Source organism: Enterobacter sp. HMSC16D10, from assembly GCF_001807145.1.
GTDB lineage: Bacteria > Pseudomonadota > Gammaproteobacteria > Enterobacterales > Enterobacteriaceae > Enterobacter > Enterobacter roggenkampii.
Window position 1 is genome coordinate 69610 of sequence record NZ_KV787911.1, and the last position, 25525, is coordinate 95134.

The window sequence follows — 25525 nt, forward strand, 5'->3', positions numbered from 1 at the left end:
GCCCGGTAAGCGCTAGCGCCACCGGGCTTTTTTACATCAAAACTCCATCTTCACCGTAAACTGCACTTCGCGAGGGTCGCCAATCTGGTTGCCCAGGTTGTTGGTCGCAATGGATGAGGTGTAGTAGGTCTTATCAAACAGGTTCTTCACGTTGACCTGCAGCGTCACCGGATACTGCAGCTTCATCTTATAGGCCGCAAAGGCATCCGCCACAAAATAGCCCGGCAGATAATAATCCGCACCGTTGGTCGCTGAACGACGGCTCACGCCGTGTCCGCCGCCGCCCAACGTCAGGGTATTCCCGGCAAACGCATTATGAATGTCGTACGTCAGGAACAGGGAGCCGGTGTGGCGCGGCACATTCGGCAGCGGTTTGCCCGCGTAGTCCGGGTCTTCCAGCACCTTCGCGTCGGTGTAGCCGTAGCTGGCGATGATATTGGTGTTCTCGGTCAGCGATCCGGCAAGATCCACCTCCACGCCCTGGGATCGCACGCGTCCCGCGGTTTTGGCGATGGTTTCACCTCCCACGCTTTCGTTGTACAGCACGTTGCGTTTGTGGATATCAAACAGCGCGATATTGGCGGTAACGCCGTCGAACAGGTCGAACTTCGCGCCCAGTTCGTAGGCGTTTGAGGTTTCCGGCGGCAGGTCGCCAATGTAACTTGCAATGGACGACTGCGGCATAAACGTCTGCGAGTAGTTGGCAAACAGCGAGACGGATGGCGTGAGCTTGTAAACCAGCCCCAGCTTTGGCGTCCACTGTTCGTCACGGCTGTCGGTGTTGACGTTGAACGGACGACCTTTGCCCGCGTACTGGGTGTAATACTGATAGCGCATCCCGGCGACGGCGATCCACTTATCCGTCAGGTACAGGGCATCCTGCGCGTAGGCCGAATAACTCTCCTGCTTGAGCGTCTGGTCGCTGTCTGCGGCGGAGACGGTTGTACACTTGTTGAGTTTGCCGTAAACCGGATGGTAGATGTTGAAACCTTTGACGTTCTTACAGCGCATCATGTCCGTACGCAGCAAATCGTAATTCTCATACGATACGCCGGTCAGGATCTCATTGTAAAAGCCTGCAATATCCACATTCCCCTGCAGATCCGCGCGGGTGCTGTGCATGCGCTGGGTCGAGCCCTGGGTCGCATCCACGCGGCGGGTCAGGTTGCCGGTTTTTGCATCGTAGGCCATCACGCGGGCCTGGTTATCGCTGTATTTGTCCTGGCTGTAGCTGTAGTCGAACTTCGCGGTCCACTGGCTGTTAAGACGGTATTCCGCGTTCAGCTGCGCCAGATCGGACTGACCATCGGTCACGTTAAACGGCTCGTCAAAGCGGGTTTTGCGATCGACATCAACGGCTTTTTTAGTGTTGAGATCGAAGATCGTTCCGCGATCGAACGGCGTTTTATAGTCGCGATGCGAATAGAGCACGGTCACGGTGGCATCATCGCCGAACCAGGTGAGCGACGGGGCGATAAAGGTGCTGCGTTCGTTGCCAAAATTACGCCAGTAATCTTCGTCCTGATACTCACCCGTGAGGCGATACGCCAGACGCGTGCCGTCGATCGGGCCGGTCACATCGACCTGTCCGGTGCCGCCGCCAAAGCTGGAGGAGGTGGCGGACAGAGAACCACCGAAGGTTCTCTCCGGGCGTTTGGTGACGACGTTAATCAGGCCGCCCGGATCGAGAATGCCATACAGCGTTGAGGCCGGGCCTTTAAGTACCTCCACGCGCTCGGTGGCGGCGTTAAAGCTGCGCGGCAGGACGGTGCGCAGGCCGTTGGTCATGATCGAGCCGTCCCGGTTCGCGCCAAACCCGCGGCGCACGAAGGCATCCTGCGTACCGCCGAGGGTATTCGTCTGGACCACGTTGCTGACGTTATAGAGCGCCTCATCCAGCGTGGTGGCGTGCTGATCCTCCAGCACTTTATCGCTGACGGTATTCACCACCTGCGGGATATCCAGCATCGGCATGGTGGTCAGCGTTGCGGTGGAGGTGTTCAGCGGCTGGTAGCCGTTGGTGGCTTCCGCCGGCGTATTTGGATCGGCAGTGACGGTAAGCGTTTCGCCGTCTTTAGCCGCGGTGGTGTCCGCCGCCTGGGCCAGCGGCGCCATAAACAGCAGTGAAAAGAGCGCGCGCCCTTTTACCCCAGAGAGTGAAGGTGTGAACGTAGCCATTACATCTGTTATCCCAAAATATCCGTGAATCACCTTCACGGAAGAATGTGTGAGTCATTGCCCTTTTATGCTCTGCTCGTTAGCCAGAACCGGCATCGAACATGTAATTGAGAATCATTCAATCATGCGGGAATGTAGTAGTAAATGAAAAATGATAAAAATCGGCTACATGCATGAAACGCAACGGGAAAGCACAAGGGTAATTAATTATTTAATTGAAAAATAATGATTTATTAATTTCGTGGTCTGCACGGTAACGCTCCGTTACCCCTGGTTTTTTCAGGGTGTTTCTTCTCTTGACTACTACATGGCGTGGCGTCAAACTTTCAAAAGAGAATGATTTTTATTTATATTTGTTGCGCTTTTTTATTACGTTGGCGTTCACGTGGCTCACAACACAAAACAACCGGGACTGGTTCTGGAGAACCTCTCTGCGGGCTATCAGAAAAAAATCATCGTTGATGATATCTCCCTTGCGATCCCCCAGCAGAAAATAACCGTTCTGGTGGGCGCAAACGGCTGCGGGAAATCCACGCTGTTGAGCACCATTGCGCGGCTGCTGCAGCCGCTTGGGGGAACCGCGCTGCTGGACGGTAAAGCCATTCACGAGCAGCCGACCAAAGCCGTCGCCCGCCAGCTTGGTATTCTCCCGCAGTCCCCGCTGCTCCCGGAAGGGTTAACCGTTTTTGAGCTGGTCTCGCGCGGGCGCTTTCCCTGGCAAAACGTTATGCGCCAGTGGAGCGACGAGGACGAACTGGCGGTGGAAGAGGCCCTGCGCCTGACCGGCACGGCAGCGTTTGCCCATATGCCGGTGGAAAGCTTATCCGGCGGCCAGCGTCAGCGCTGCTGGATCGCCATGGCGCTGGCGCAGCAAACGCCGTATATCCTGCTGGATGAACCCACCACGTTCCTCGATCTTCGCTACCAGGTGGAGATCCTGGAACTGCTGCACGCCCTGACCCGCCAGCACGGGCGTACCGTGGTGGTGGTGCTGCACGATCTTAACTTTGCCGTGAACTACGGTGATTCCCTGGTCTTTTTACGCCAGGGAAAAGTCGAGGGGGTGTTACATGAAGGCGACGCCTGCACGCCGGATCTGATCAAAGCGGTGTTTGATGTGGACGTGCATATGTCCATCAACCCCTTGACCGGCAAACCGTTCTTTATGCCGTTTCGCCAGAGCATTCAGAAGCCATGATGCGCATCTCTCTGGCTTTCCTGATTTTCACCCTGCTGTTGGCAATGGGGGCGATTGCTCATCTGGGGATCGGTGCACGCTATATCGCCCCGCAAACGGTAGTGGAGGCATTCTTTCACTTCGACCCGCGCAATTTCGACCATAACATCATCATCAGACTACGGCTGCTGCGCCTCTGCGCCGCAATGGTGACAGGCGCCGCGCTCGGCGTGGCGGGCGTGCTGCTGCAGTCCGTGATCCGCAACCCGCTCGGCGAGCCGCATATTCTGGGCCTCAACGCCGGGGCAGCGCTGGCGGTGGTGATCGCCAGCGCGCTTGGGCTTTCGCTGCCGTTTGGTCGCCCGCTGATTGCCGCCGCTGGTGCCGCCGCGCTGTTTCTGCTGGTGCTGATGTTCTCCTCGACCGGTCGCACCGGGCTCACGCCGATGAAGGTCACCCTGTGCGGCGTGGCGATGTCGGCGTTTGCCTCGTCGATTACCGCCGCGGTGTTAATCCTGGATGAACAGACGCTGCTCTCTCTGCGCACCTGGCTGGCGGGTGATATCGCCGGGATCAACGCGCAGATGCTCCAGAGCGCCCTGTGGGCTGCAGCCGCTGGTTTTGTTCTTGCTATTGGGCTGTCGCCCTCGCTCAACATGCTGGCGCTGGGCGACAGAATGGCGCAGGGGCTTGGCGTGTCGCTGCTGAAAACCCGCCTCCTTGCCCTGCTGGCCATTGCTTTGCTCTGCGGCACGGCCGTCTCCATCGCCGGACCGATTGGCTTTATCGGCCTTGTGGTACCGCAGCTCATTCGCCGTCTGGTGTCGGTCGATTTACGCGCGATGGTGCCGCTGTCGGCCCTCTGCGGTGCGCTGGTGCTGCTGCTGGCGGATATCGCTGCCCGCACGCTGTTTACCCCCTGGGAGCTGGCAACCGGCATCATGACGGCCCTGGTCGGCGCGCCCGTGTTCATCCTTATGGCCTCGAGGATGTTCAAATGAACCGGGCCGGACTCCGCGCGATCCGTGTTGGCCGCCTGTCGGCGCTGGTTCGCCCGAAGGCGCTGGCGTACCTGTCGCTTTTCGCGCTGATGGCGCTAGGCCTGCTGGGCTTTGGCCTGACGCACGGTTCTCTGCCCATTCCCGCCTCTGCCATCGGGCGGGCGCTGTTTTCGCCTGAAAGTCTGACGGCGGAGACGCGCTACGTCGTGATGGATATCCGCCTGCCGCGCCTGCTGATGGCGGTGCTGTGCGGCGCGATGCTCGGCATGGCGGGGGCGGCGATGCAGTCCATCACCCGCAACGGACTGGCTGACCCGGGGCTTATCGGCGTGAAGGAGGGCTGTAGCGCGGCGGTACTGCTACTGATTTTTCAGTTCCCGGCGCTGAGCCTGGCCTGGCGTCCGCTGGTCGGCATGGCCGGCGGGCTGCTGACCGCGCTGCTGGTGATCGTCTTCGCGCGCGATATCTCGCGCCCGCGGTTCATTCTGATCGGCATCGGCGTGTCGTGGGCGTTTGCCGCGGCGATGGGCGTTTTTATCACCACCGCCGACGTGCGCGACGTGCAGACGGCGATGCTGTGGCTGGCGGGCAGCCTGCACGCGGCAAACTGGACGCTGGTGGGGCTGGCCGCGCTCTGGGCCGCCCCCGCGTTTGCGCTGCTGCTCTTTACCGCGCGGGCAGCGGACGTGGCGCTGCTCGGCAATCAGGCCGCTACGGGCCTTGGCGTGCGCACAACCCGGCTGGCGCTGCTGCGGGTTCTCGCTCCGGTGGTGCTGACGGCGGCCTGCGTCTCCTGCGTGGGCAGCATTGGCTTTGTGGGGCTGATTGCCCCGCATATGGCGCGCCTGCTGCTGCGCGGTGGTCAGACCGCGCTCCTGACGGGAAGCGCCGTGCTGGGCGCGCTGCTGGTGCTGCTGGCGGATAACGTCGGGCGTCTGGCATTCCTCCCGCTGCAGCTGCCGGCGGGAATTGTCATTTCATTGATTGGCGGACCGTTTTTCCTGCTGCTGCTCTGGCAGCGTCGGGACAGATTTTAGGGGATTATGATGCGTGTACTGTTTTCGATGCTGTTGCTGGTGGGGTTCGCGGTGAGCGCGGCGGAGCCGACGCAGGTCTTTACCGACGATCTGAACCGAAAGGTGGTGGTGCCGGTGCACCCGAAACGGATTGTCTCCTTACACGATCTGGACATCACCATTCCGCTGATTGAGCTTGGCGTGCCGCCGGTGGCGAGCCATGGCCGCACGCGGCCGGACGGCAGCCATTTTCTGCGCTCCAGCGGCATGTTAACCGGCGTCGACTTCGATAATTCCGATATCAAATTTATCGGCACGGCGGATATCGACATCGAAGCCATCGCCGCCGCCAAACCTGACCTGATCGTTACCGAGCCGACCCGCAACACGCCGGTGGAACAATTAGCGAAAATTGCCCCGACGGTGAGCATCGATCATCTCGACGGCGGCGCGCCGGAAATCTACCGCAAGCTGGCTCAACTGACAGGAACGCAGGCGCGGCTCAAGGTTCTGGAGCGGCGATATCAGGAGCAAATCAAGGCGCTGAAGGCGACCATCGACACGCGCAAAATCACCGTATCGGTGATTCAGGCCAATCAGGGGAAAATCAACGCCATGCACAGCTACCACTCGCTGGGCCGCGTTCTGCGCGACGCCGGATTCACCTTCCCGCCGCTGATTGAGGCCATCCCGGACGGAGGGCGCATCGACGTCAGCGCCGAGCGCCTGCCGGAGCTGGATGCCGATTTCGTCTTCGCTACCTGGCGCGGGGATACGGGCGGTAAACCGCAGGACGAGCTGGCGGCAATGGAGGCTGTCATGCCGGGCTGGTGTCAGTTCCTGACTGCCTGCCGAACCGGGCATTACGTGCTGATCTCGCGTGAAGAGGCGATCTCGAATTCGTTCGCGTCTTTAGGGCTGATGGCCGCGCAGGTGCAGTCACAGATTGCCGGGCGTCCGCTGCCGGAGGCCTCACGGTGATCCGCAAAGAGAAGGGGCGCGTGGATGTCTATGGCGACCGCTTTCGCGCGCGGGCGCATCAGCTGACGCCGCGACTGCTGCAGGTCGCACGCTATATCCATGACAACCGCGAGGCGGTGATGGAGCAGACCGCCATGGAGATTGCCGCCGTAGTGAAAACCTCGGATGCCACGGTGGTCCGCGCCATACAGGCGCTGGGGTTCGCCGGGCTGCGCGATCTCAAGCAGACGCTGGAGCAGTGGTTTGGCCCGGTGGTCACCTCCAGCGAAAAGATGTCCACCACGGTGAACACGCTCGCCAGCGACGTCAACGCGAGCATTGATTTCGTGCTGGAGGGACATCAGCACACCTGCGAGGTGTTATCCGAGCCCCACAACCGCTACGCGATGGCGCAGGCGGTCTCACTGCTGGCGCAGGCAAGGCAGGTTGCCATATTTGGCATTGGCGCCTCCGGCATTCTGGCCGAGTACACCGCCAGGCTGTTCAGCCGTATGGGGTTACCCGCCACGCCGCTCAACCGTACCGGGATCGGGCTTGCCGAACAGCTGATTGCGCTTCAGCGCGGTGACGTGCTGGTGATGATGGCGCAGAAATCCGCGCACCGGGAAGGGCAAACCACCCTGCGTGAAGCAAAACGTCTGGGCATTCCCACCATCCTGCTGACCAACGCCCTTGATTCGCGTTTCAGTAAGGAGGCCAGCGTGGTGATCCACGTTCCGCGCGGTGGCGAAAAGGGTAAAATCCCGCTCCACGGCACGGTGCTGCTCTGTCTGGAGATGATCATTTTGTCCGTCGCCGCCACCGAACCGCAGCGCGCCATCAAGTCGATGAAGCGCATCAACGAACTCCATCGCGGGTTAAAGCCGGGGAAGAAAAGCAGCTAAAAACAACAAAGCCCGGTGGCGCTAGCGCTTACCGGGCCTACGGTTCAGGTTTTGTAGGCCGGGTAAACGCAGTGCCACCCGGCAAATTCTACGAACTTAAACCCCTTGCTCCAGGATGCGGATGTGGGTTTCCAGCACGTCGCCCTTCACCGCGTCGCTCCACGCTTTCATGTGCGCGGTCTGCAGATGCGCTTCAAGATGCGCGACGGTTTCCCACTGCTCAACCATGATGATCGAGTCCGGCGCGGTAGCCTGGAAGCTGGCATCAGTGGCGGCATCCACCATCGGCGCGTAGCCGTGGCAGCCTTCTTCTTTCAGTACGGTCGGGATAATTTTCGCGAACTGATCCAGCACCGCCTGACGGTGATGTTGACCTGGACGAGTACGGATTTCTGCGATAACGGTAAGCATGTTTACTACTCCTTTAATTCCAGGCTACCAGTTAAGCAAAAATTTCCGCGAGATGCTTGCGATATTCTGCGATATAGCGCGGGACATCAGGCATTTTAATCACGTCGTTGACGATAAAGGTCGGCAGCGGATCCATGCCCAGGAACTGATTCGCCTTGTGGAACGGCAGATAAGCACCGTCTACGCCCACGCCTTCGAAGAACTGATCTTTCTCGGTAAAGGCTTCCAGCGGTGCGTTCCAGGTCAGTGACAGCATATATTTTTTGCCCTGAATCAGGCCGCCTGAACCGTATTTTTTGGACGCGTCAGAGCGGGTGCGGCCATCGCTGGCATACAGCGAACCGTGACCTTCCGTGAACACGTCGTCCATGTATTTTTTCACGGTCCACGGCGCGCCCATCCACCAGCCTGGCATCTGCCAGATCACCACGTCAGCCCACAGGAAGTTCTGCACTTCGGCTTTCACGTCGTAGTGGCTGTCCGCGCGCACGACCTTAACATCATGCCCGGCGTCGCGCAGGAAACCGTCCGCGACCTCGGTCAGGGTGTCATTCAGCTGGCCTTTAGAGTGCGCAAATTCTTTTGCACCGTTGATAATCAGGATGTTGCTCATTATTTGTCCTCGACGATGAGAGTATGCCGGGTATTCTACGCGCGAGGACGGAGCGGAAAAATGAGCAAAATGTGCAAAGTCTTTTGCTGGAGATGCAATAATCCGCTACCAGCTGACCTTCACCTCAAAGCCGCCTTCCGCCGCATTGCTCAGCGAGACGCGCATCCCGTGCAGCGCGGCAATGCGCCTGACGATAGAGAGCCCCAGCCCGCTGCCCGTGGCGTTCTGGCCCGGTGGACGATAAAAACGCTCGCCGATGCGCGCCAGCACCTCGGGGTCAACGCCGGGACCGTTGTCGCGCACGCTAAAGCTACGCGCGTCCAGCGTCACGTCCACCACGCTGCCGCGCGGACTGTAGCGGATGGCGTTGTCCAGCAGATTGCGCACCAGCAGGCTGAGCAGCAGGGGCTGCCCCTGACGTTTGACCTGCGGGGCATGGTTGATGAGGCGAATATCAATCCCTGCCTGCTGCGCCGGATGCCAGATATCCAGCACCGCCGACTGCAGTAAATCGGCAAGCGTTATCGGTTCGACATCGTCCAGGTTATCCAGCGAGTCCAGACGCGACAGGGTGAGGAGCTGATCCACCAGCCGCGAAGCGCGGTCGATTCCCGCATGCAGCTGTGCCAGCGCTTTTTCCCGCGCCTGCGGATCGTCCTGCGAGAGCTGCGCCACGTCAGTTTGCACCTTCAGGGCCGCCAGCGGGCTGCGCAGCTCGTGGGCGGCATCGGACGTAAAGCGGCGCTCGCGGGTCATCATCTCCTGGGTGCGTGCGAAGAGGTGATTCAGCGCGTCGAGCAGGGGGCGCACTTCCGTGGGCACACCCTGAAGCACAAGCGCATCGGTCGCATCCGGCGAGCGGGAGCGCAGGGTCTGCGCCAGCTTTTTGAGCGGCCTCAGCTCCCGGCTCAAGAGGAGAACCAGCAAAAGCAGCATCACCGGCAGCGCCACCAGCCAGGGCGTGAGCTGCGAGCTGACCACGTCCAGCGCCATATCCTGGCGGTACTCCCACTCCTGACCGACCACCACGCGGTACTTCCCGTCGGGTGAGGTCAGCCACAGGAAACGCCATTCGTCGTTGTCGTCCTGGAGCTGCCCGTTAGCAAACCCGTCGCGGCGATAGTGGTACGGAATATCGCGCCCGTTCTCGCCGTCGTTCAGCAGCATTTTGCCGTCGACGCTGTAAATGGCGAAAGCCAGCGCGTCGTCATCGAGACGGCCATGCTTCACTTTTTTTGGGATCTCGCGCATCCGCTCGGGGGCGCGGATCTCGTCCAGATCCATCGTCAGCAGCCGTTTGGCAAACAGCATCTGCTGCGTGTCAAAGAGCTTATCCAGCTTGTGGGTGGTCTGCTGCCAGGCCACCAGGCTGGCGGCAAACCATGCCGTCAGAGAGAGCGCTAAAAAGAGGAGCGTCAGGCGCAGCTTCAGGCTCAGGCGTTGCGTCAGCTTCATGCGTCACCCAGGGTGTAGCCGATGCCGTGCACGGTGCGGATAAACTCGCTGCCAAGCTTGCGGCGCAGATGATGAACGTGGACTTCAACCGCGTTGCTGGAGACGTCGTCGTCCCAGGTATACAGTTTTTCCTCAATCGTCTTGCGAGGGAGCACGCGGCCTGCATTGCGCATCAGCAGTTCCAGCAGCGCGAACTCTTTCGGCTTCAGCGTCAGCAGTTCACCGTCCAGCGTGGCGACGAGACGGGTCGGATCGAGCGTGACCTTGCCGTGGCGTAGCTCGCTATGCGTCTGGCCGTGGCTGCGGCGGAGCAGCGCCTCGAGGCGGGCACCCACTTCAATCAGCGCGAACGGCTTGCAGAGATAATCATCCGCGCCAAGACGCAGCCCTTCCACGCGCTGGTTAAGCGCATCCCGCGCGGTCAGGATCAATACCGGCTCGCTGCGCCCGCTTTCGCGCCACGCGCGCAGGATGTCCAGACCGTCGATTTCCGGCAGCGTCAGATCCAGCACTACGGCATCATAGGGTGCAGACGTGAGCGCGGCCTGACCGGTTTTACCGTCGGTAAACCAGTCCACGCTAAAGCCCATTTTGCTTAAACCCGCCCTGATACCGTCGCCGATTAACGTGTCGTCTTCTACCAGTAAAATGCGCATGTTCCCTCCTTGATGCCGTCAGTAAACCCTCTGTAAGCGCCTGCTGTACAGCAATAATAAATAAATTTTTCCCTTAAGAAGTTGTTAAGGATTACCCTGTTTAATGGACTGCGAAACCAGATTAAAGGGAGAGTTAATATGAAAAAATTCGCTGCCATTGCCGCCATCATGATGATGGCCACTGCCCCCGTTTTTGCTGCGCAGGGCGGATTTAACGGCCCGTCCGCCACGCAAACCCAGACCCAAACGCAGGCAGGCGGTTTTGTCGATAACGACGCCAACCTCACCACCGCGGTGAAGGTGAAAGAGATGAAGGACGACAGCTGGGTGAAGCTGCGCGGGAACATCACCCAGCGCCTGTCCGATGACCGCTACACCTTCCGCGATGAGACCGGCACGGTGAACGTGGAAATTGACCACAAGCGCTGGAACGGCGTGACCGTCACCCCGCAGGATAAAGTGGAAATCCAGGGCAAGGTCGATAAAGAGTGGAACGATTTTGAAATCGACGTGAAGCAGGTCATTAAGCTGAACAAATAACCCGAAAAGGGCCGCATAAGCGGCCCTTTTTCTTTGTGACTCAACTCGTCAGATAGGGTAGTATCTGCGGCAATATTGCCTGAAACCCTTCGGTTTCTGAGTTGAGGAATCACACGTAATGAGCGATATGGCAGAGCGCCTCGCGCTACATGAATTCACGGAAAACGCCTACCTGAACTACTCCATGTACGTCATCATGGACAGGGCGTTGCCGTTTATCGGGGATGGCCTGAAGCCCGTTCAGCGCCGCATCGTGTATGCGATGTCCGAGCTGGGGCTGAATGCCACCGCCAAGTTCAAGAAATCCGCCCGTACCGTCGGTGACGTGCTGGGTAAATACCATCCGCACGGCGACAGCGCCTGTTATGAAGCGATGGTGCTGATGGCCCAGCCGTTCTCTTACCGCTACCCGCTGGTGGATGGTCAGGGGAACTGGGGGGCGCCGGACGATCCGAAATCCTTCGCGGCGATGCGTTATACCGAATCCCGCCTCTCTAAATATGCCGAAGTGCTGCTGGGCGAGCTGGGGCAGGGGACCGTTGACTGGGTACCGAACTTCGACGGTACGCTGCAGGAGCCGAAGATGCTGCCCGCGCGTCTGCCGAACATCCTGCTGAACGGCACCACCGGGATTGCGGTCGGTATGGCGACGGACATTCCGCCGCACAACCTGCGTGAAGTGGCGAAAGCCGCCATCACCCTGATTGAGCAGCCGAAAGCCTCGCTCGACGATCTGCTGGATATCGTGCAGGGTCCGGATTTCCCGACCGAAGCCGAAATCATCACCTCGCGCGCGGAAATCCGCAAAATCTACCAGAACGGTCGCGGCTCCGTACGCATGCGTGCGGTGTGGAATAAAGAAGACGGCGCCGTGGTGATCACCGCGCTGCCGCATCAGGTTTCCGGTGCCAAAGTGCTGGAGCAGATCGCCTCCCAGATGCGCAATAAAAAGCTGCCGATGGTGGACGACCTGCGTGACGAATCTGACCACGAGAACCCGACCCGTCTGGTGATCGTGCCGCGTTCTAACCGCGTGGACATGGAGCAGGTGATGAACCACCTGTTCGCCACCACCGATCTGGAAAAAAGCTACCGCATTAACCTGAACATGATCGGCCTCGACGGACGCCCGGCGGTGAAAAACCTGCTGGAGATCCTTACCGAATGGCTGACGTTCCGCCGCGATACGGTACGCCGTCGTCTGAACCATCGTCTGGAGAAAGTGCTTAAGCGCCTGCATATCCTCGAAGGTTTGCTGGTGGCGTTCCTCAATATCGACGAGGTGATTGAGATCATCCGTACCGAGGACGAGCCGAAGCCCGCCCTGATGTCGCGCTTTGGCATCAGCGAAACCCAGGCCGAAGCGATCCTCGAGCTGAAGCTGCGCCATCTCGCCAGACTGGAAGAGATGAAGATCCGCGGCGAGCAGAACGAGCTGGAAAAAGAGCGCGATCAGCTGCAGGCGATCCTCGCGTCCGAACGCAAGATGAATAACCTGCTGAAGAAAGAGCTGCAGGCTGATGCCGACGCGTTTGGTGACGACCGTCGTTCTCCGCTGCACGAGCGCGAAGAAGCGAAGGCGATGAACGAGCACGACATGCAGCCGTCCGAGCCGGTGACCATTGTCCTGTCGCAGAGCGGCTGGGTGCGCAGCGCCAAAGGCCACGATATCGACGCGCCGGGGCTCAGCTACAAAGCGGGCGACAGCTTTAAAGCGGCGGTGAAAGGCAAGAGCAACCAGCCGGTGGCGTTTATCGACTCCACCGGTCGCAGCTATGCCATTGACCCGATCACGCTGCCTTCCGCACGCGGGCAGGGTGAACCGCTGACCGGCAAGCTGACGCTGCCGCCGGGCGCGACGGTTGACCATATGCTGATGGAAGCCGATGACCAGAAGCTGCTGCTGGCGTCTGACGCGGGCTACGGTTTTATCTGTACCTTCAACGATCTGGTTTCCCGCAACCGTGCCGGTAAGGCGCTGATTAGCCTGCCGGACAACGCTCACGTAATGGCACCGCTGGTGATCGAGAACGAAAGCGACATGCTGCTGGCGATCACCACCGCCGGACGTATGCTGATGTTCCCGGTCAGCGATCTGCCGGAGCTGTCAAAAGGCAAGGGCAACAAGATCATCAACATCCCGTCGGCGGAGGCCGCGAAAGGCGAAGATGGCCTGGCGCACCTCTTCCTGCTGCCGCCGCAGAGCACGCTGACCATTCACGTCGGCAAGCGCAAAATCAAGCTTCGTCCGGAAGAGCTGCAGAAGGTGGTGGGCGAGCGCGGTCGCCGCGGCTCGCTGATGCGCGGCCTGCAGCGTATCGACCGCGTGGAGATTGACTCTCCTGCACGCAGCGCGGCGGGTGACAGCGAAGAGTAATGTCGTGATATCCCCCTCTGTCCGGAGGGGGAATTTCAATAAAATTTCCCGTAAAATCGTTGTTAATTCGTGCGTTGCGATTAACAATACGCGCTCGTAATAAAGTCCTTACCTGGCCACAGGTGAAGTATAATTGTCAGCTGTCAGGGCTTCAGAGGTCGCTATGCTATATATTGTTCGTCTTATTCTTACCGTTATCTACTGTATTCTGGTCTGTATTTTCGGCTCTATTTACTGCCTGTTCAGCCCGCGTAATCCGAAGCATGTTGCCACCTTTGGCCATATGTTCGGGCGTCTTGCGCCGCTGTTTGGTCTGAAAGTTGAAAAACGCCTGCCGGAAGGAGCGGAGAATTTCGGTAACGCCATCTATATCGCCAACCATCAGAACAACTACGATATGGTGACGGCCTCCAATATCGTGCTTCCACCGACCGTGACGGTGGGCAAAAAAAGCCTGCTGTGGATCCCGTTTTTTGGTCAGCTGTACTGGCTTACCGGGAACCTGCTGATTGACCGTAATAACCGTGCAAAAGCGCACGGCACCATTGCAGAAGTGGTGAATCATTTTAAAAAGCGCAGGATCTCAATCTGGATGTTCCCGGAAGGGACGCGCAGCCGCGGCCGCGGCCTGCTGCCGTTTAAAACCGGTGCGTTTCATGCCGCAATTGCGGCAGGTGTTCCAATTATTCCTGTGTGCGTTTCCAATACTTCGAATAAGATTAATCTTAACCGCCTGAATAACGGGCTGGTGATTGTCGAAATGCTGCCACCCGTCGATACCAGCAAATACGGTAAAGATCAGGTGCGCGAGCTGGCAGCGCACTGCCGTGATCTGATGGCTGAGCATATTGCGCTGCTCGACAAAGAAGTCGCAGAGAGAGAAGCCGCCGGTAAGATCTAACCCGGCGTTGAAGGGAAAACGAATTCCCGCGTTGTTAGTCGTTTCAGATGGAGCTTATATGTCACTCAGTCGGCGTCAGTTTATTCAGGCTTCGGGGATCGCCCTTTGTGCGGGTGCGATGCCGCTGACAGCCAGCGCCGCCGGGCAGCAACAGCCGCTGCCTATTCCGCCACTCATTGAATCCCGTCGCGGCCAGCCGCTTTTCCTGACGCTGCAGCGCAGCCACTGGTCCTTTACCCAGGGGACGCGTGCGCCGGTCTGGGGCATTAACGGACGTTACCTTGGGCCGACCATACGCGTGTGGAATGGCGATGACGTAAAGCTCATCTACAGTAACCGTACCCCTGAAAATGTCGCCATGACCATCAGCGGCCTGCAGGTGCCTGGCCCGCTGATTGGCGGCGCGGCGCGCATGATGTCGCCCAGCGCCGACTGGGCGCCCGTTCTGCCGATTCGCCAGAGCGCGGCAACCCTGTGGTATCACGCCAACACCCCTAACCGCACGGCGCAGCAGGTCTATAACGGCCTGGCCGGCATGTGGCTGGTGGAAGATGAAGTCAGCAAATCCCTGCCGATCCCGAACCACTACGGCGTGGATGACTTCCCGATTATCATCCAGGACAAACGTCTGGATAATTTCGGTACGCCGGAATACAGCGAACCGGGGAGCGGTGGCTTCGTTGGCGATACGCTGCTGGTTAACGGCGCGCAGAGCCCGTATGTCGAAGTGTCCCGTGGCTGGGTGCGCCTGCGCCTGCTCAACGCGTCTAACTCGCGCCGCTATCAGCTGCAAATGAGCGATGGCCGTCCGCTGCACGTGATCTCCGGCGATCAGGGTTTTTTACCGGCACCGGTGTCCGTCAAACAGCTGGCGCTCGCGCCGGGTGAGCGTCGCGAAATTCTCATTGATATGACCAACGGGGATGAAGTCTCTGTGACCTGCGGCGAAGCGGCAAGCATTGTTGACCGTATTCGCGGGTTCTTTGAACCGTCGAGCATTCTTGTCTCGACCCTGGTGCTGACCCTGCGTCCAACCGGCCTGCTGCCGCTGGTGACCGATAGCCTGCCCATGCGCCTGCTGCCGCAGGAGATCATGAGCGGCTCCCCGGTGCGCAGCCGTGATATCAGCCTGGGCGACGATCCGGGCATCAACGGTGCGCTGTGGGACGTCAACCGCATCGACATCACCGCGCAACAGGGCACCTGGGAGCGCTGGACGGTGCGTTCAGATATGCCGCAGTCGTTCCATATTGAAGGGGTAAGCTTCCTGATCCGCAACGTTAACGGCGCGATGCCGTTCCCGGAAGATCGCGGCTGGAAAGACACCGTCTGGGTGGACGGTCAGGTTGAACTGCTCGTCTACTACGGCCAGCCTTCTTGGCCGCACTTCCCGTTCCTGTTCCACAGCCAGACGCTGGAGATGATGGACAGGGGCTCGGTAGGGCAAATGCTGATCAACCCCGCGCCATAATCTCTGACATTCCCGGTTCGCCGGGAATGGTTTATGCCCGCCAGAAAAAGCGCGAGAACAGAATCAGCACCGGGTAAATTTCCAGACGCCCTAAGATCATCGCCGCGCACATCAACAGCTTAGCCCCTTCTGTTAACGTGCCGAACGTCGACGCCGTCTCGCCAAATCCCAGCCCCATGTTGTTGATACAGGCGGCGACCGTCGCGAATGATGTAAACAGATCGTAGCCCATCAGATTAAGCGCCCAGACAAAAAAGCCCGTGATCATCACGTAGAGAAAGAAGAAGCTCCAGACCGAGCGCAGGACGCGTTCATTCACCACGCTTTTGCCCACCTTAATGCTCAGCAGCGCGCGCGGATGCGCCAGCTGGTTCATCTCCTGAATACTCTGCTTGAACATAATCAAAAAACGCAGGGCTTTGATCCCGCCGCAGGTCGAGCCTACGCAGCCACCAAAAAAGCTGGCGCTCAACAACAGGAAGATGGTGTGGGTGGGCCATTGGGCGTAGTCGGCGGTCGACAGGCCGTTATCGGTCATCATCGAACTGGCAAGGAAGAAGGCGTGCACCAGGCTATCCGTGGGGCTGTACATGCCTGCATGCCAGACCTGCCAGGCGGTGATGAGGATAATCGCCGCAGCGGCGCTCAGGAAGAATTTAACCTCCGGGCTGCGACGAATCGGCTTCAGGGTGCGTCGGACAATGGCGACGTACCAGAGGGTGAAGTTAAACGCGGAGAGCAGCGAAAACGCCCCGGCAACCAGCTCGATTGCGTGGCTGTCATAAAAACCAATGCTCTCGCTGCGGGTGGAGAAGCCGCCCAGTGACACGGTCGAAAGCCCGTGACAGACGGCGTCAAAAAAGGACATTCCCGCCAGCCAGTAGGCCAGAGTGCAGGCCACGCCCAGCGCGAAGTAGGTCACCCACAGCGTGCGCGCGGTATCGGCAAGGCGGGGCGTCAGACGCTCCTCCTTGAACGGCCCCGGCATCTCTGACTGATAGAGCTTCATGCCGCCAATGCCCAGCAGCGGCAGGACCGCGACGGCCAGCACGATGACGCCTAACCCGCCAATGAAATTCAGCTGAGCGCGGTAATAGAGGTACGACTTAGGCAGGGCGCTGACGTCCCCGATCACCGTCGCTCCGGTAGTGGTGATCCCGGAAACCCCTTCAAAGAGCGCGTCAGCAAAGGAGAGCTGAAGCTCGTCATCCATCCAGAGCGGCATGGCGCTAATCAATGAAAACAGCAGCCAGAACAGCACGATAATCACGAAACCGTCGCGGGTGCGCAGCTGGATGCCGGCGTGGCGGGTTGCCCGCCAGGTTAAGCCTCCGAGACTAAAAAAGGTTAAAAAAGTGGTCAGGAAGGCAAAGTAGGTCCGCTCTTTGTTCAGCAGGGCGATAACCATCGGCGGAAGCATGGAAAGGCTGTACAGCAGCACAAGGAAACCGCAGAGGTGCAGGACAACCCGCAGCTGGGAGACATGTAACGAATCGTTGGGCTTCACAACTGAGCTCCGCACAAACACGCATTCCGGGGCAAATCACCGGAAAATAGAGTGAATATTATGATCCAAAATTATCAGGGCGGCGTATTTTAACGACTTCCGTGAATATCTGCCTGCTTCCTGCATCCTTTTCTTCAAATCTGGCAGATGAACAGCGTATAATCCCGCTCCTTTTGTTTATTTTTTCTTCGGAAGCATTATGAGCGCAATTTCCCTGATCCAGCCGGATCGTGACCTCTTCTCCTGGCCCCAGTACTGGGCGGCCTGCTTTGGACCGGCGCCGTTCCTGCCGATGTCCCGGGAAGAGATGGACCAACTGGGCTGGGACAGCTGCGATATCATTCTGGTCACGGGCGATGCCTACGTTGACCACCCGAGCTTCGGCATGGCCATCTGTGGCCGTATGCTCGAAGCGCAGGGCTTCCGCGTGGGGATCATCTCCCAGCCCGACTGGAACAGCAAAGACGACTTTATGCGTCTGGGTAAACCGAACCTGTTCTTCGGCGTGACCGCAGGCAACATGGACTCGATGATCAACCGCTATACCGCCGACCGTAAGCTGCGCCATGACGACGCCTACACGCCGGATAACGTGGCGGGCAAACGTCCGGACCGCGCAACCCTCGTCTACACCCAGCGCTGCAAAGAAGCCTGGAAAGACGTGCCGGTGATCCTGGGCGGCATCGAGGCGAGCCTGCGCCGTACCGCACACTACGACTACTGGTCAGATACCGTGCGCCGCTCGGTGCTGGTGGATTCCAAGGCCGACATGCTGATTTACGGAAACGGCGAGCGTCCGCTGGTGGAAGTGGCGCACCGCCTGTCGCAGGGCGAGCCGGTGAGCAGCATCCGCGACGTGCGCAATACCGCCATTATGGTGAAAGAGGCGCTGCCGGGCTGGCGCGGGGTAGATTCCCGCATCATCGATATGCCGGGCAAAATCGACCCGATCCCACATCCGTACGGCGACGATCTGCCGTGTGCCGATAACAAACCGGTAGAGCCAAAGAAGGCGGAAGCGAAGGCGATCGTCGTGCAGCCGCCGCGTCCGAAGCCGTGGGAAAAGACCTACGTACTGCTGCCCTCCTACGAGAAGGTGAAAGCCGACAAGGTGCTCTACGCGCACGCGTCCCGTATTCTGCACCATGAAACCAACCCGGGCTGCGCCCGCGCGCTGATGCAGAAGCACGGCGAGCGCTTTATCTGGATCAACCCGCCGGCGATCCCGCTCTCCACCGAAGAGATGGACAGCGTCTTTGCGCTACCGTACAAGCGCGTGCCGCACCCGGCTTACGGCAACGCCCGCATCCCGGCGTATGAGATGATCCGCTTCTCGATCAACATCATGCGCGGCTGCTTCGGTGGCTGTTCCTTTACTCTTGTTTTTATGTATTTAGAGTTAAACTCTACTTTTCTATTTTTAGAATTCAAGCTATTCATCGTAATTGAGAGATATCCTTTTAATGTTCAGCAAGCCTGTTAAAAGCACTTTATCTGAACCGCGTTTTGCCTAAATCCTGCTCAATATATACTCTCCCTGAGTTCTGAAATCCTCAAATTCCCCAATCTTAAAGCATTGATACATAGATGATGTCAGATAATGCGCAATCATCTCACCGCCAATATGGATCCGTTCCGGGTGTGGGTATGTCGCCTGTATAGCCCTTTGTTCATTCATCATTACAGGAATTGTCTGCAACAAATCCCCATCCAAGATTTGGCACTCAGGTTTTACTCCTGTTCCGTATTGTAATTGCTCTGATTCGAAATCATGGACTGAGCGATAGGCGAACGAAACGATATTTCCTGTTTCCTCGCAAATTGCGAACTGATAAACACTGGTTGTCACCGTTGAAGAAGAGGGAATTGCATGGTCATGCTTGTATTGTTTCCACAGCCTCCTTAGACAGGCCGATGTATGATAATTGAGATTTTGTATACCTGATACGACCATTCTGGTTGATGCTTCAAGCAACCAGGTGTTAGAAAATCCACCTGCCCCCGTTCCTGCTATGATGGTTCTTAGCTGGGGGATGTAACCTGCTTTGGAAACAAAAGATAACGGCTCCCCATTATCGGTGACGGCAAGGGTATCTGTTACAATCAGTGCTTGTGCTTCGTCTGTATAAAATATCAGTGATGACATATTTTCCTCATCCAGAAAAGACATTACATGAATCACAGAACAGGTCACTACAACCACGTGAAAGGGAGTCAGACCATTTTCCAGAGGTAAATATATTCTTGTGTTTGGACGCGTTGCGGTTCTCTGTAAAAAATATATAGCACAAACAAAAGTCCCCGCAGGGATAAATATAGTTATATGCGCTTTTTCTGCTGGCTTTTACAATTGAAAGTGACAGGTAAACGAAATGTGTTACAGGTTTCTTTTGCTTTTCGTTGGGTTCTGTATATGCGAATTTACCCTGTGTGTTATTTTTGCAATGGACTCAGGCTGTATTCAATCAATTAAGGTTTACTTCTGGCATTAAGATGTATCCGTTGCCTGTTTTTTAAGGGCACGGTTTGTGCCGGGAAATGAAAATCACATCTTAAGTTCTTCACTCAAAGGATTTGTGATGTTTATCACGTATGGTCCGGGTAACGTGTTGAGGTCAATGTATTGCATCGTGATGGTGTCGTTACATCTTTTACTTTCCTCCTGATTTGCATATTCACTCCCGGCAACCTGGTTGTTTGTTTTTTCTTCTTCCGGATTTATAGTGTAGGCATGAGGTGGCGTTTCAGGGCGACAGACTGTGAGGATAATCACTAACATTCATGCGCGTTATGGGCGTGTCAGCAAACTGGATGCAACAGAGCCGAAACTGAAATTTGAACCCGGATTTCTGTATGCTGAAATACCTTATATTAGCGGCATCCAGAATCGAAAACTGAGCCGATATGTACACTTTTATCTTATGGATAAAGCTATCCTGCAGGCCAGGGATTTAAAGCCTTTAGCCCGGGCATTTTTACGCTGGATAAGGTGGCTGGAGGATAACGGACTTGACCCTTTCACCCCGGGAACGTTGAAATACCAAAGCCCTACATATGGCTTCAGGGAGTATCTTCTGGGGGCCGTAAGGCAGGGGCGCATCGCCTCATCCACCGCGGCGGTGTACATCAGCGTTATCCGACGGTTTTACGTATTTCTGGGCAAGTGTGGTGAGCTGGCTGCCAGCTCATTTTTTACGTTGGTCGAAAAAGTCGTTGACGGGCGACGCAAGGTGATAAGTTCGGATCTTGCCATCAGGATAACCAGCACAACAAAAAGGACAATCAACCCACTGAATGATGCAGAGGTTCATATCCTGGATGAGGCACTGAAATCTGAGTCCGGGTTGTTCAGTTTAATGATTGTGCTGATGAAAAATTGTGGGCTACGGCTGGATGAAATGCTGACCCTGCCGTCGTCACTCTTTACTGAAGAGTACCTTGCCAGTGTCCCTGTATCTGAGTTGACCATCAGGGGGCTTCATATTGGTCCGAGATGCGGAGTTCATACGAAGTTTGGGATGACGCGAGAACTCTTCATCACCAGACGATTGTACGAGCAGGTTCTGGATTATCTGGCGGATGAGGAGTATGAAAAGAAGATCCAAAAATGGCGTGCACGACAGGGTGGGGAAGGGCGGCACGAGCCTTTATTTTTAATGGCAAACGGGAAACGGATGTCTGAAAAAGCCTTTTACTCCCGCTGGTACAGTTTTCGCCATCGCCTGGCCCGGTCTGCTCCGGGAAATGTGTTCAGACATAAACCCCATGATTTGCGGGCAACGTTTGCGACCCATTTTTTACGCTCGGCACTGAGTTGCTATCCCGATCAGGCCGCAAATGCGCTGGGTACAGTAAAATACTGGATGGGCCATAAAAGCGAAAATACGACGATGAAATACATCGTCTTTCTTCAGCAAAACCAGATTTCTGATGCAGTCGCCGGGGTCATGGACGCATTGATTGACGGTGCTGCAGGTCGCGATGGAGCCATATATGAGCCGGAGTGAAACGCAGATAACGTGGATGGCCGAAAATGTGCTGTCATGGGAGACGGTCAGCGGACACATCACTCAGCGGGATCTGAACCGATATTATTTACTTGACGTTTATCTTCAGGCTCATTTTTCAGATTATGTGTTGCTCCCCGGATGGTTTAGTGAACATTCGCATCTTGCCCGCCCTGAAAAACGCGATTTTATTGCCTCTCTGAAACGATTTCTTCTGTCTTACCGTCCCGCCGGAAGGTTAACCATTTTCCGTTATCTCAATATGTTTTTTATATGGCAGTCAGTCAATCAGTATGACTATGGCACGGCTGAAGGCGTTGAAATGTATATTAAACATCTCATGAACGATATTCGTCGGCGAAAAATTTCAGTCAGGATGGCAAGACACTACTTGTCCGTGGTCAACCGGTTTTTGCTTACGGGCGGGCAGATTCAGAGGCGGTATGAATATGAATTCTTACCGAAAGGAACGTATCAGCAGCAGGGAAGGGATAGCTATACCAGGAATGAACTTTCCGAGATCCTGAGGCAGTTGTCATCCATGAATGAGTTCCTTGCGGGATGTATCCGGGAGCATATCGCTAAATCGGAAAAAGGGGTGCGGCATTTCTCACCGTCTTTGCTGGCACCTGTTTATGAAGCGTATTTCCGGTATCCGGGAGAGAACGGGGTCAGCAGGGCAGAGATCATCATCAGGGACGTTCTGGAAAATTACTTTCTTACTTCTTTTTTTCTGTTCTGTTACCACACATGGGGAAACACCTCTCAGGTTCTGGGTCTGACGCGGGATGATATACATCTGGATGAAAAGGGTATCAGCACTGATTATGTTTATAAGGGGAGAGCGAATAAGTATATACGTCTGACGATAGGTAAATCGGAGTATGTGACCAAACGTGCGGGCTATTACTGGTTTCTGTCTTTTATCAGGCTCAGGGACGACATCGTTAACTATCTGGTTTCCGCAGATAACTTCCCTCCGGTACAGGCGCTGTTTCTGAGTGAGCCGCAGGTGAAATTCCGTAAGCTTTATTCTCTTAATCCCAGTCATCTGACTAAATTTTCTAACTCTGAGGGGGCGTGGGCCACGATGCGGCAGCTTAATCCCTCGCTTCCATCAATTACCGTTTCTGGCTTGCGCAAAACGTCTGAGCAGTATACGGACAGAACATTAAAGAATGGTCTGATTACGGCGGAAAAAGCACAGCATAACTGGGGCACTTACAGGCGGAATTATGCTGCAGGTAACCCACAGGGGGCGAAGGAAAACTTCAGTGCTGCACTTGATACGCTTATGAATCAGGGGATTGCGACACGTGCGTTATCCGAGCGGGTAAAAGTTGCTGATGAGCTGGGGATCGATCTGCGTGGAAGCGATGAGGGTGTGGATCTTTTATTGAATGGCCTGGGATGTCGATCGCAGGAGCCGCCTACAGATATTGAATTGCGCTTTATAAAAAAGCAAAAACGATTTGGCCGGACACCAAAGGCTTGTGCGGATTTTTCTCATTGTGTCGAATGTTCAAAAAGTTGCGTTGTGGAAACGCTGGAGTCTGTATGGCTCCTGCTGTCATTCAGGCATGCTATCGAGTATGGAAAACCGTTGTACATCGGTTCGGTCAATGCTGTGGAGCGTTATGAAACGTTACTCCTGAAGATTGATTTACGGCTTGGGCTGGTAGATGAGGCGACCCTGAAAAAAGCGCGCGTTAAACTTCAGCGAGAAGGTGTGGCTCCGGTATGGCAGATTTGAAGAAAAAAGAGGTAAGCCGTAGTCGAATGGCGGAGTTTCCTGCCGGAACGCCGCTTCGTTCAGGGGATGAGTTTCCGACTGAGGATATCATCTGTGAGGCACTAGAAAACAAAAGCTTTGAACGTCTGAATAACTGCCTGGTTATCGCCAGCTCAGATGAACATGATATGCGTTTTATCAATGAGGAGACGCTGAATATTTATTTCAGGGATGATGTCTGGACCAATCGCTATGTCAGAACCCATATTGGTGAAACGTTAAGAACCGTTAATTTTTCAGGCATACGGGATCCTGAACTGCGTCTTGAAGCCAAAATCATCTCAGCCAGCCTGCTCTGGATTGTCGGCAGGACCGCGAAGACGCAGTCACTGATCCGGAAATGTGCAAACATTGTGGCGGGAGCCCGTATTATTGAGTCTATGGGGTATCGCAGTCTGTTTCAGCTTCGTTTTCCGCTTGTCCGGAATGCTTTCATTGTAAAGATGAAGGAGGAGGATGAGCACGGCAGGAAGCGTTCTGAAAGAACATTACGTAATTACTTTATGGACCTGGCGGATATCTCGCTGACAGGTCATACCCGTCTTCGAAAATACGGTTACTTTCCTGATATTAGCTTCGACAGTTACAACAGTGTGGATGATTCAAACCAGACATATTGTATGCCTTTCAGTCTTATGATGTCTGTCTGGGAAGGGCTGATTACTGAACTGGATGCTGAAATCAGTGATTTCGATTTTGACGGGTTTTCCCGGCTGTGCGCTATCATAAACGGTTTTTATGATTCGCCTTACTATACGTCGATGCTGGAAGCCCGTAAAAGAGGGACAGCAAAAAGCATACCGGATTACCGGGCCGCGTATTACTACAATATTGTTGCCGGGGAAATTCGGGCGCTTTTCGCGACACTTGGCCCCGGGATGCAGGGCTGGTTCTCGGTACATAAAAATAAGCGCTGGAGATCTGATTTTATTGGCGTTGATCACATAAAGCTGAACACCTGGCATTTTGAGCTGACGTTAAAAGTCATGAATGTGATACAGGCCATGTCGGGGATGAGACACAGCGAAGTGCTTGGCGTGATGCACGGTTCACTGATTTATGATGGTGATATCCTGGGACTTCGTTCGGTGTTGCATAAGTTCGCCCCGGAAGGTGGAAGTCACGAAGACTGGGTTGTTTGTCGCTATGTGGAAAAGCCTTTTCAGCATTTACGCAGAATTAATCAAATCATGACAGGCCTGGACGGGAAGACGCTGGACAATGTTCCATTGTCTTTAAATATCAGGTCGTGGTTCTCGGAGCAAAAACTCTCTTTTATGGGGACGCAGCGCCAGACTGAGTGGGCAAAGAAATTTGTGAAAAGACACCATCTGTTCATCCGACGTGACCATATTGATGAGTTCAGGCTTTTAAATCCAAACATACGTGATGATGAACGCGTTGCGATGGAGATTCGGGAGGGGGCTTTCTGGCCATTGCGAACCCATCAGTTTCGCCGTTCACTTGCTGTACACCTCAGGCGTCTTGATCTGATTTCTACTAATGATCTTATCCGGCAGTTTAAGCACTTAATCAGAGGCATGACGGAGTGGTATATGTCCGGTGCACTCAACGCTTCGCATTTTAGCCGGGCGATCCCTCAGGCATTCGCTGCCGAGATTGAAAGGGTTGATACCGAACTCTCAGCTTCCAGGGCTGTTTCTTATCAGCATGAAGGCCTGCTTTATGGCGAAGGCGGGAAGTTACTGATGTCCCAGAGAGGTGGGCACTTACATCAGATGACGTTTCCTACACTGAAAAAAGCGATGAGCATGGCTAAACGAGGCGGGCAAAAACTGGTATCTCTTGGAAACGGTTTTTATTGCATGAATGGCCATGACTGCGAGTTTAAGGCGGTTGTTCAGTCAGCGTCCTGCAATCCGGGATGTGAGAACATGCTGGCCGGAGCTGATTCTGTTCCCGTGTGGAAACGCAGGATGGCTCATTATGACAACCTTCTGGAGATTGCCGTGCGAAATAATGCTCCTCAGGCTGACAGGGATTTTCTGATGCTTGAGAGAGATTTTTATGCAGATGCTGTCCGCTTTTTTGAAAAGGATGAATAGAGCATGACGAACGAACAGTCGGGGGTTAAAAAAACACAGGCAAGAGCAGAGCAGGCCCTGAGGGAACTGATGTTATCAGGGGAGCGTATCAGCCAGTATGCTGTGGAAAAACGAGCGGGGCTGGCAAACGGCACCCTGAATTATAACTGTCCTGAGTACAGGCAGGTCAGGGAGGCTATCCGCAGTCTGAAAAAAACGTGCCAGGGCACCGCGCCGGTTGATGAGCAGGGCATTGAGCAGCAGATCAAGCTGAAAGAAAAGTATCGCCGTCAGAGAAATGAGCTGAGGGAAGAAATCAAAAAGATGATGGCTGAAAATGTAGAGCTGTTACATAACCTTATACTTTTACAGCAGTATGTCAGGGAGCTTGAACGCAACACCGGGAGGGAGAAAGGGGACGTCATTCCGTTCTCGGGTGGTGTCAGGGACTGAGGCTATACTGAACGGAAGGACGCGAGGTGAATCGCCACGCGTTTAACAGACACCTCAGAG

Annotated in this window: 20 protein-coding genes and 1 pseudogene; 14 read left to right on the forward strand and 7 right to left on the reverse strand. The window is 55.9% G+C overall.

Features of this window, described 5'->3' with window-relative positions; translation table 11 throughout:
• Positions 1 to 36: 36 nt before the first annotated feature.
• Positions 37 to 2178 carry a TonB-dependent siderophore receptor gene (locus HMPREF3143_RS21975; RefSeq protein WP_070534291.1) on the reverse strand — a complete coding sequence of 714 codons (2142 nt, stop codon included), beginning with the start codon at positions 2176 to 2178 and terminating at the stop codon, positions 37 to 39.
• 385 nt (positions 2179 to 2563) lie between these two features.
• Between HMPREF3143_RS21975 and HMPREF3143_RS21980 the strand changes: the two genes are divergently transcribed.
• Genes HMPREF3143_RS21980 through HMPREF3143_RS22000 form a run of 5 tightly spaced genes read left to right on the forward strand, consistent with a single transcriptional unit; the run spans position 2564 to position 7237 of the window.
• Positions 2564 to 3376 carry an ABC transporter ATP-binding protein gene (locus HMPREF3143_RS21980; RefSeq protein ID WP_070534292.1) on the forward strand — a complete coding sequence of 271 codons (813 nt, stop codon included), beginning with the start codon at positions 2564 to 2566 and terminating at the stop codon, positions 3374 to 3376.
• Positions 3373 to 4356 (forward strand): FecCD family ABC transporter permease, encoded by a 984-nt coding sequence (locus HMPREF3143_RS21985; protein WP_070534293.1) that lies wholly within the window; start codon positions 3373 to 3375, stop codon positions 4354 to 4356. The genes HMPREF3143_RS21980 and HMPREF3143_RS21985 overlap by 4 nt, the downstream gene beginning before the upstream one ends.
• Positions 4353 to 5393, forward strand: a complete 1041-nt coding sequence (locus tag HMPREF3143_RS21990; RefSeq protein WP_070534294.1) for a FecCD family ABC transporter permease — start codon at positions 4353 to 4355, stop codon at positions 5391 to 5393. Before HMPREF3143_RS21985 ends, HMPREF3143_RS21990 begins: the two co-directional genes overlap by 4 nt.
• A gap of 9 nt (positions 5394 to 5402) precedes the next feature.
• Positions 5403 to 6353, forward strand: coding sequence for an iron-siderophore ABC transporter substrate-binding protein (locus HMPREF3143_RS21995; protein WP_070534298.1), 951 nt, complete (start codon positions 5403 to 5405; stop codon positions 6351 to 6353).
• Complete coding sequence (locus tag HMPREF3143_RS22000; protein WP_021242303.1) at positions 6350 to 7237, forward strand: MurR/RpiR family transcriptional regulator; 888 nt, start codon at positions 6350 to 6352, stop codon at positions 7235 to 7237. The genes HMPREF3143_RS21995 and HMPREF3143_RS22000 overlap by 4 nt, the downstream gene beginning before the upstream one ends.
• A gap of 96 nt (positions 7238 to 7333) precedes the next feature.
• Here the strand turns inward: HMPREF3143_RS22000 and HMPREF3143_RS22005 are convergent, their stop codons facing one another.
• The 4 genes from HMPREF3143_RS22005 to qseB form a co-directional block, all read right to left on the reverse strand.
• Complete coding sequence (locus HMPREF3143_RS22005; protein ID WP_008502984.1) at positions 7334 to 7648, reverse strand: putative quinol monooxygenase; 315 nt, start codon at positions 7646 to 7648, stop codon at positions 7334 to 7336.
• Positions 7649 to 7679: 31 nt separating this feature from the next.
• On the reverse strand, positions 7680 to 8261 hold the full coding sequence (locus HMPREF3143_RS22010) for an NAD(P)H-dependent oxidoreductase (protein ID WP_014833281.1): 582 nt from the start codon (positions 8259 to 8261) through the stop codon (positions 7680 to 7682).
• Between the two features lie 105 nt (positions 8262 to 8366).
• Positions 8367 to 9716, reverse strand: a complete 1350-nt coding sequence (gene qseC, locus HMPREF3143_RS22015) for a quorum sensing histidine kinase QseC (protein WP_044597638.1) — start codon at positions 9714 to 9716, stop codon at positions 8367 to 8369.
• On the reverse strand, positions 9713 to 10372 hold the full coding sequence (gene qseB / locus HMPREF3143_RS22020) for a quorum sensing response regulator transcription factor QseB (protein WP_070534295.1): 660 nt from the start codon (positions 10370 to 10372) through the stop codon (positions 9713 to 9715). Before qseB ends, qseC begins: the two co-directional genes overlap by 4 nt.
• A 138-nt stretch (positions 10373 to 10510) precedes the next feature.
• Between qseB and HMPREF3143_RS22025 the strand changes: the two genes are divergently transcribed.
• From HMPREF3143_RS22025 to ftsP, 4 genes are all read left to right on the forward strand, one after another.
• On the forward strand, positions 10511 to 10912 hold the full coding sequence (locus HMPREF3143_RS22025; protein ID WP_008502988.1) for a YgiW/YdeI family stress tolerance OB fold protein: 402 nt from the start codon (positions 10511 to 10513) through the stop codon (positions 10910 to 10912).
• 118 nt (positions 10913 to 11030) lie between these two features.
• On the forward strand, positions 11031 to 13289 hold the full coding sequence (parC, locus tag HMPREF3143_RS22030; RefSeq protein WP_070534296.1) for a DNA topoisomerase IV subunit A: 2259 nt from the start codon (positions 11031 to 11033) through the stop codon (positions 13287 to 13289).
• A gap of 163 nt (positions 13290 to 13452) precedes the next feature.
• Positions 13453 to 14190, forward strand: coding sequence for a 1-acylglycerol-3-phosphate O-acyltransferase (plsC, locus tag HMPREF3143_RS22035; protein WP_008502990.1), 738 nt, complete (start codon positions 13453 to 13455; stop codon positions 14188 to 14190).
• A 58-nt stretch (positions 14191 to 14248) separates the two neighbouring features.
• Positions 14249 to 15661, forward strand: coding sequence for a cell division protein FtsP (ftsP, locus tag HMPREF3143_RS22040; protein ID WP_008502991.1), 1413 nt, complete (start codon positions 14249 to 14251; stop codon positions 15659 to 15661).
• A 31-nt stretch (positions 15662 to 15692) separates the two neighbouring features.
• On the opposite strand, the gene HMPREF3143_RS22045 is transcribed toward ftsP, so the two are convergent.
• Positions 15693 to 17168: a TrkH family potassium uptake protein gene (locus tag HMPREF3143_RS22045; RefSeq protein WP_070534297.1), complete on the reverse strand. Its 1476-nt coding sequence runs from the start codon at positions 17166 to 17168 to the stop codon at positions 15693 to 15695.
• Positions 17169 to 17367: 199 nt separating this feature from the next.
• Here HMPREF3143_RS22045 and HMPREF3143_RS22050 point away from each other — a divergent pair.
• Positions 17368 to 18543: pseudogene (locus HMPREF3143_RS22050) on the forward strand (YgiQ family radical SAM protein); the annotation flags it as partial.
• A 135-nt stretch (positions 18544 to 18678) separates the two neighbouring features.
• Here the strand turns inward: HMPREF3143_RS22050 and HMPREF3143_RS22055 are convergent.
• The gene (locus HMPREF3143_RS22055; protein ID WP_012477419.1) at positions 18679 to 19314 is read right to left on the reverse strand and encodes a hypothetical protein; all 636 of its coding nucleotides are present in this window, start codon (positions 19312 to 19314) and stop codon (positions 18679 to 18681) included.
• A gap of 613 nt (positions 19315 to 19927) precedes the next feature.
• Between HMPREF3143_RS22055 and HMPREF3143_RS22060 the strand changes: the two genes are divergently transcribed.
• The 4 genes from HMPREF3143_RS22060 to HMPREF3143_RS22075 are packed head-to-tail and all read left to right on the forward strand — an operon-like array spanning position 19928 to position 25465.
• The gene (locus HMPREF3143_RS22060) at positions 19928 to 21175 is read left to right on the forward strand and encodes a tyrosine-type recombinase/integrase (protein ID WP_007897923.1); all 1248 of its coding nucleotides are present in this window, start codon (positions 19928 to 19930) and stop codon (positions 21173 to 21175) included.
• Positions 21162 to 22928: a hypothetical protein gene (locus HMPREF3143_RS22065; RefSeq protein WP_007897920.1), complete on the forward strand. Its 1767-nt coding sequence runs from the start codon at positions 21162 to 21164 to the stop codon at positions 22926 to 22928. Before HMPREF3143_RS22060 ends, HMPREF3143_RS22065 begins: the two co-directional genes overlap by 14 nt.
• A complete protein-coding gene (locus tag HMPREF3143_RS22070; protein ID WP_017384059.1) occupies positions 22916 to 25033 on the forward strand; it encodes a hypothetical protein in 2118 nt (705 codons plus the stop codon). The genes HMPREF3143_RS22065 and HMPREF3143_RS22070 overlap by 13 nt, the downstream gene beginning before the upstream one ends.
• Before the next feature lie 3 nt (positions 25034 to 25036).
• A complete protein-coding gene (locus HMPREF3143_RS22075) occupies positions 25037 to 25465 on the forward strand; it encodes a hypothetical protein (protein WP_017384060.1) in 429 nt (142 codons plus the stop codon).
• The last annotated feature ends 60 nt before the right edge of the window (positions 25466 to 25525 follow it).

Coding starts and splice junctions, on each gene's coding strand:
- HMPREF3143_RS21975 (WP_070534291.1), bottom strand. CDS start 2,178: ATGGCTACGTTCACACCTTCACTCTCTGGGGTAAAAGGGCGCGCGCTC.
- HMPREF3143_RS21985 (WP_070534293.1), top strand. CDS start 3,373: ATGATGCGCATCTCTCTGGCTTTCCTGATTTTCACCCTGCTGTTGGCA.
- HMPREF3143_RS21990 (WP_070534294.1), top strand. CDS start 4,353: ATGAACCGGGCCGGACTCCGCGCGATCCGTGTTGGCCGCCTGTCGGCG.
- HMPREF3143_RS21995 (WP_070534298.1), top strand. CDS start 5,403: ATGCGTGTACTGTTTTCGATGCTGTTGCTGGTGGGGTTCGCGGTGAGC.
- HMPREF3143_RS22005 (WP_008502984.1), bottom strand. CDS start 7,648: ATGCTTACCGTTATCGCAGAAATCCGTACTCGTCCAGGTCAACATCAC.
- HMPREF3143_RS22010 (WP_014833281.1), bottom strand. CDS start 8,261: ATGAGCAACATCCTGATTATCAACGGTGCAAAAGAATTTGCGCACTCT.
- qseC (WP_044597638.1), bottom strand. CDS start 9,716: ATGAAGCTGACGCAACGCCTGAGCCTGAAGCTGCGCCTGACGCTCCTC.
- qseB (WP_070534295.1), bottom strand. CDS start 10,372: ATGCGCATTTTACTGGTAGAAGACGACACGTTAATCGGCGACGGTATC.
- HMPREF3143_RS22025 (WP_008502988.1), top strand. CDS start 10,511: ATGAAAAAATTCGCTGCCATTGCCGCCATCATGATGATGGCCACTGCC.
- parC (WP_070534296.1), top strand. CDS start 11,031: ATGAGCGATATGGCAGAGCGCCTCGCGCTACATGAATTCACGGAAAAC.
- plsC (WP_008502990.1), top strand. CDS start 13,453: ATGCTATATATTGTTCGTCTTATTCTTACCGTTATCTACTGTATTCTG.
- ftsP (WP_008502991.1), top strand. CDS start 14,249: ATGTCACTCAGTCGGCGTCAGTTTATTCAGGCTTCGGGGATCGCCCTT.
- HMPREF3143_RS22055 (WP_012477419.1), bottom strand. CDS start 19,314: ATGTCATCACTGATATTTTATACAGACGAAGCACAAGCACTGATTGTA.
- HMPREF3143_RS22065 (WP_007897920.1), top strand. CDS start 21,162: ATGAGCCGGAGTGAAACGCAGATAACGTGGATGGCCGAAAATGTGCTG.
- HMPREF3143_RS22070 (WP_017384059.1), top strand. CDS start 22,916: ATGGCAGATTTGAAGAAAAAAGAGGTAAGCCGTAGTCGAATGGCGGAG.
- HMPREF3143_RS22075 (WP_017384060.1), top strand. CDS start 25,037: ATGACGAACGAACAGTCGGGGGTTAAAAAAACACAGGCAAGAGCAGAG.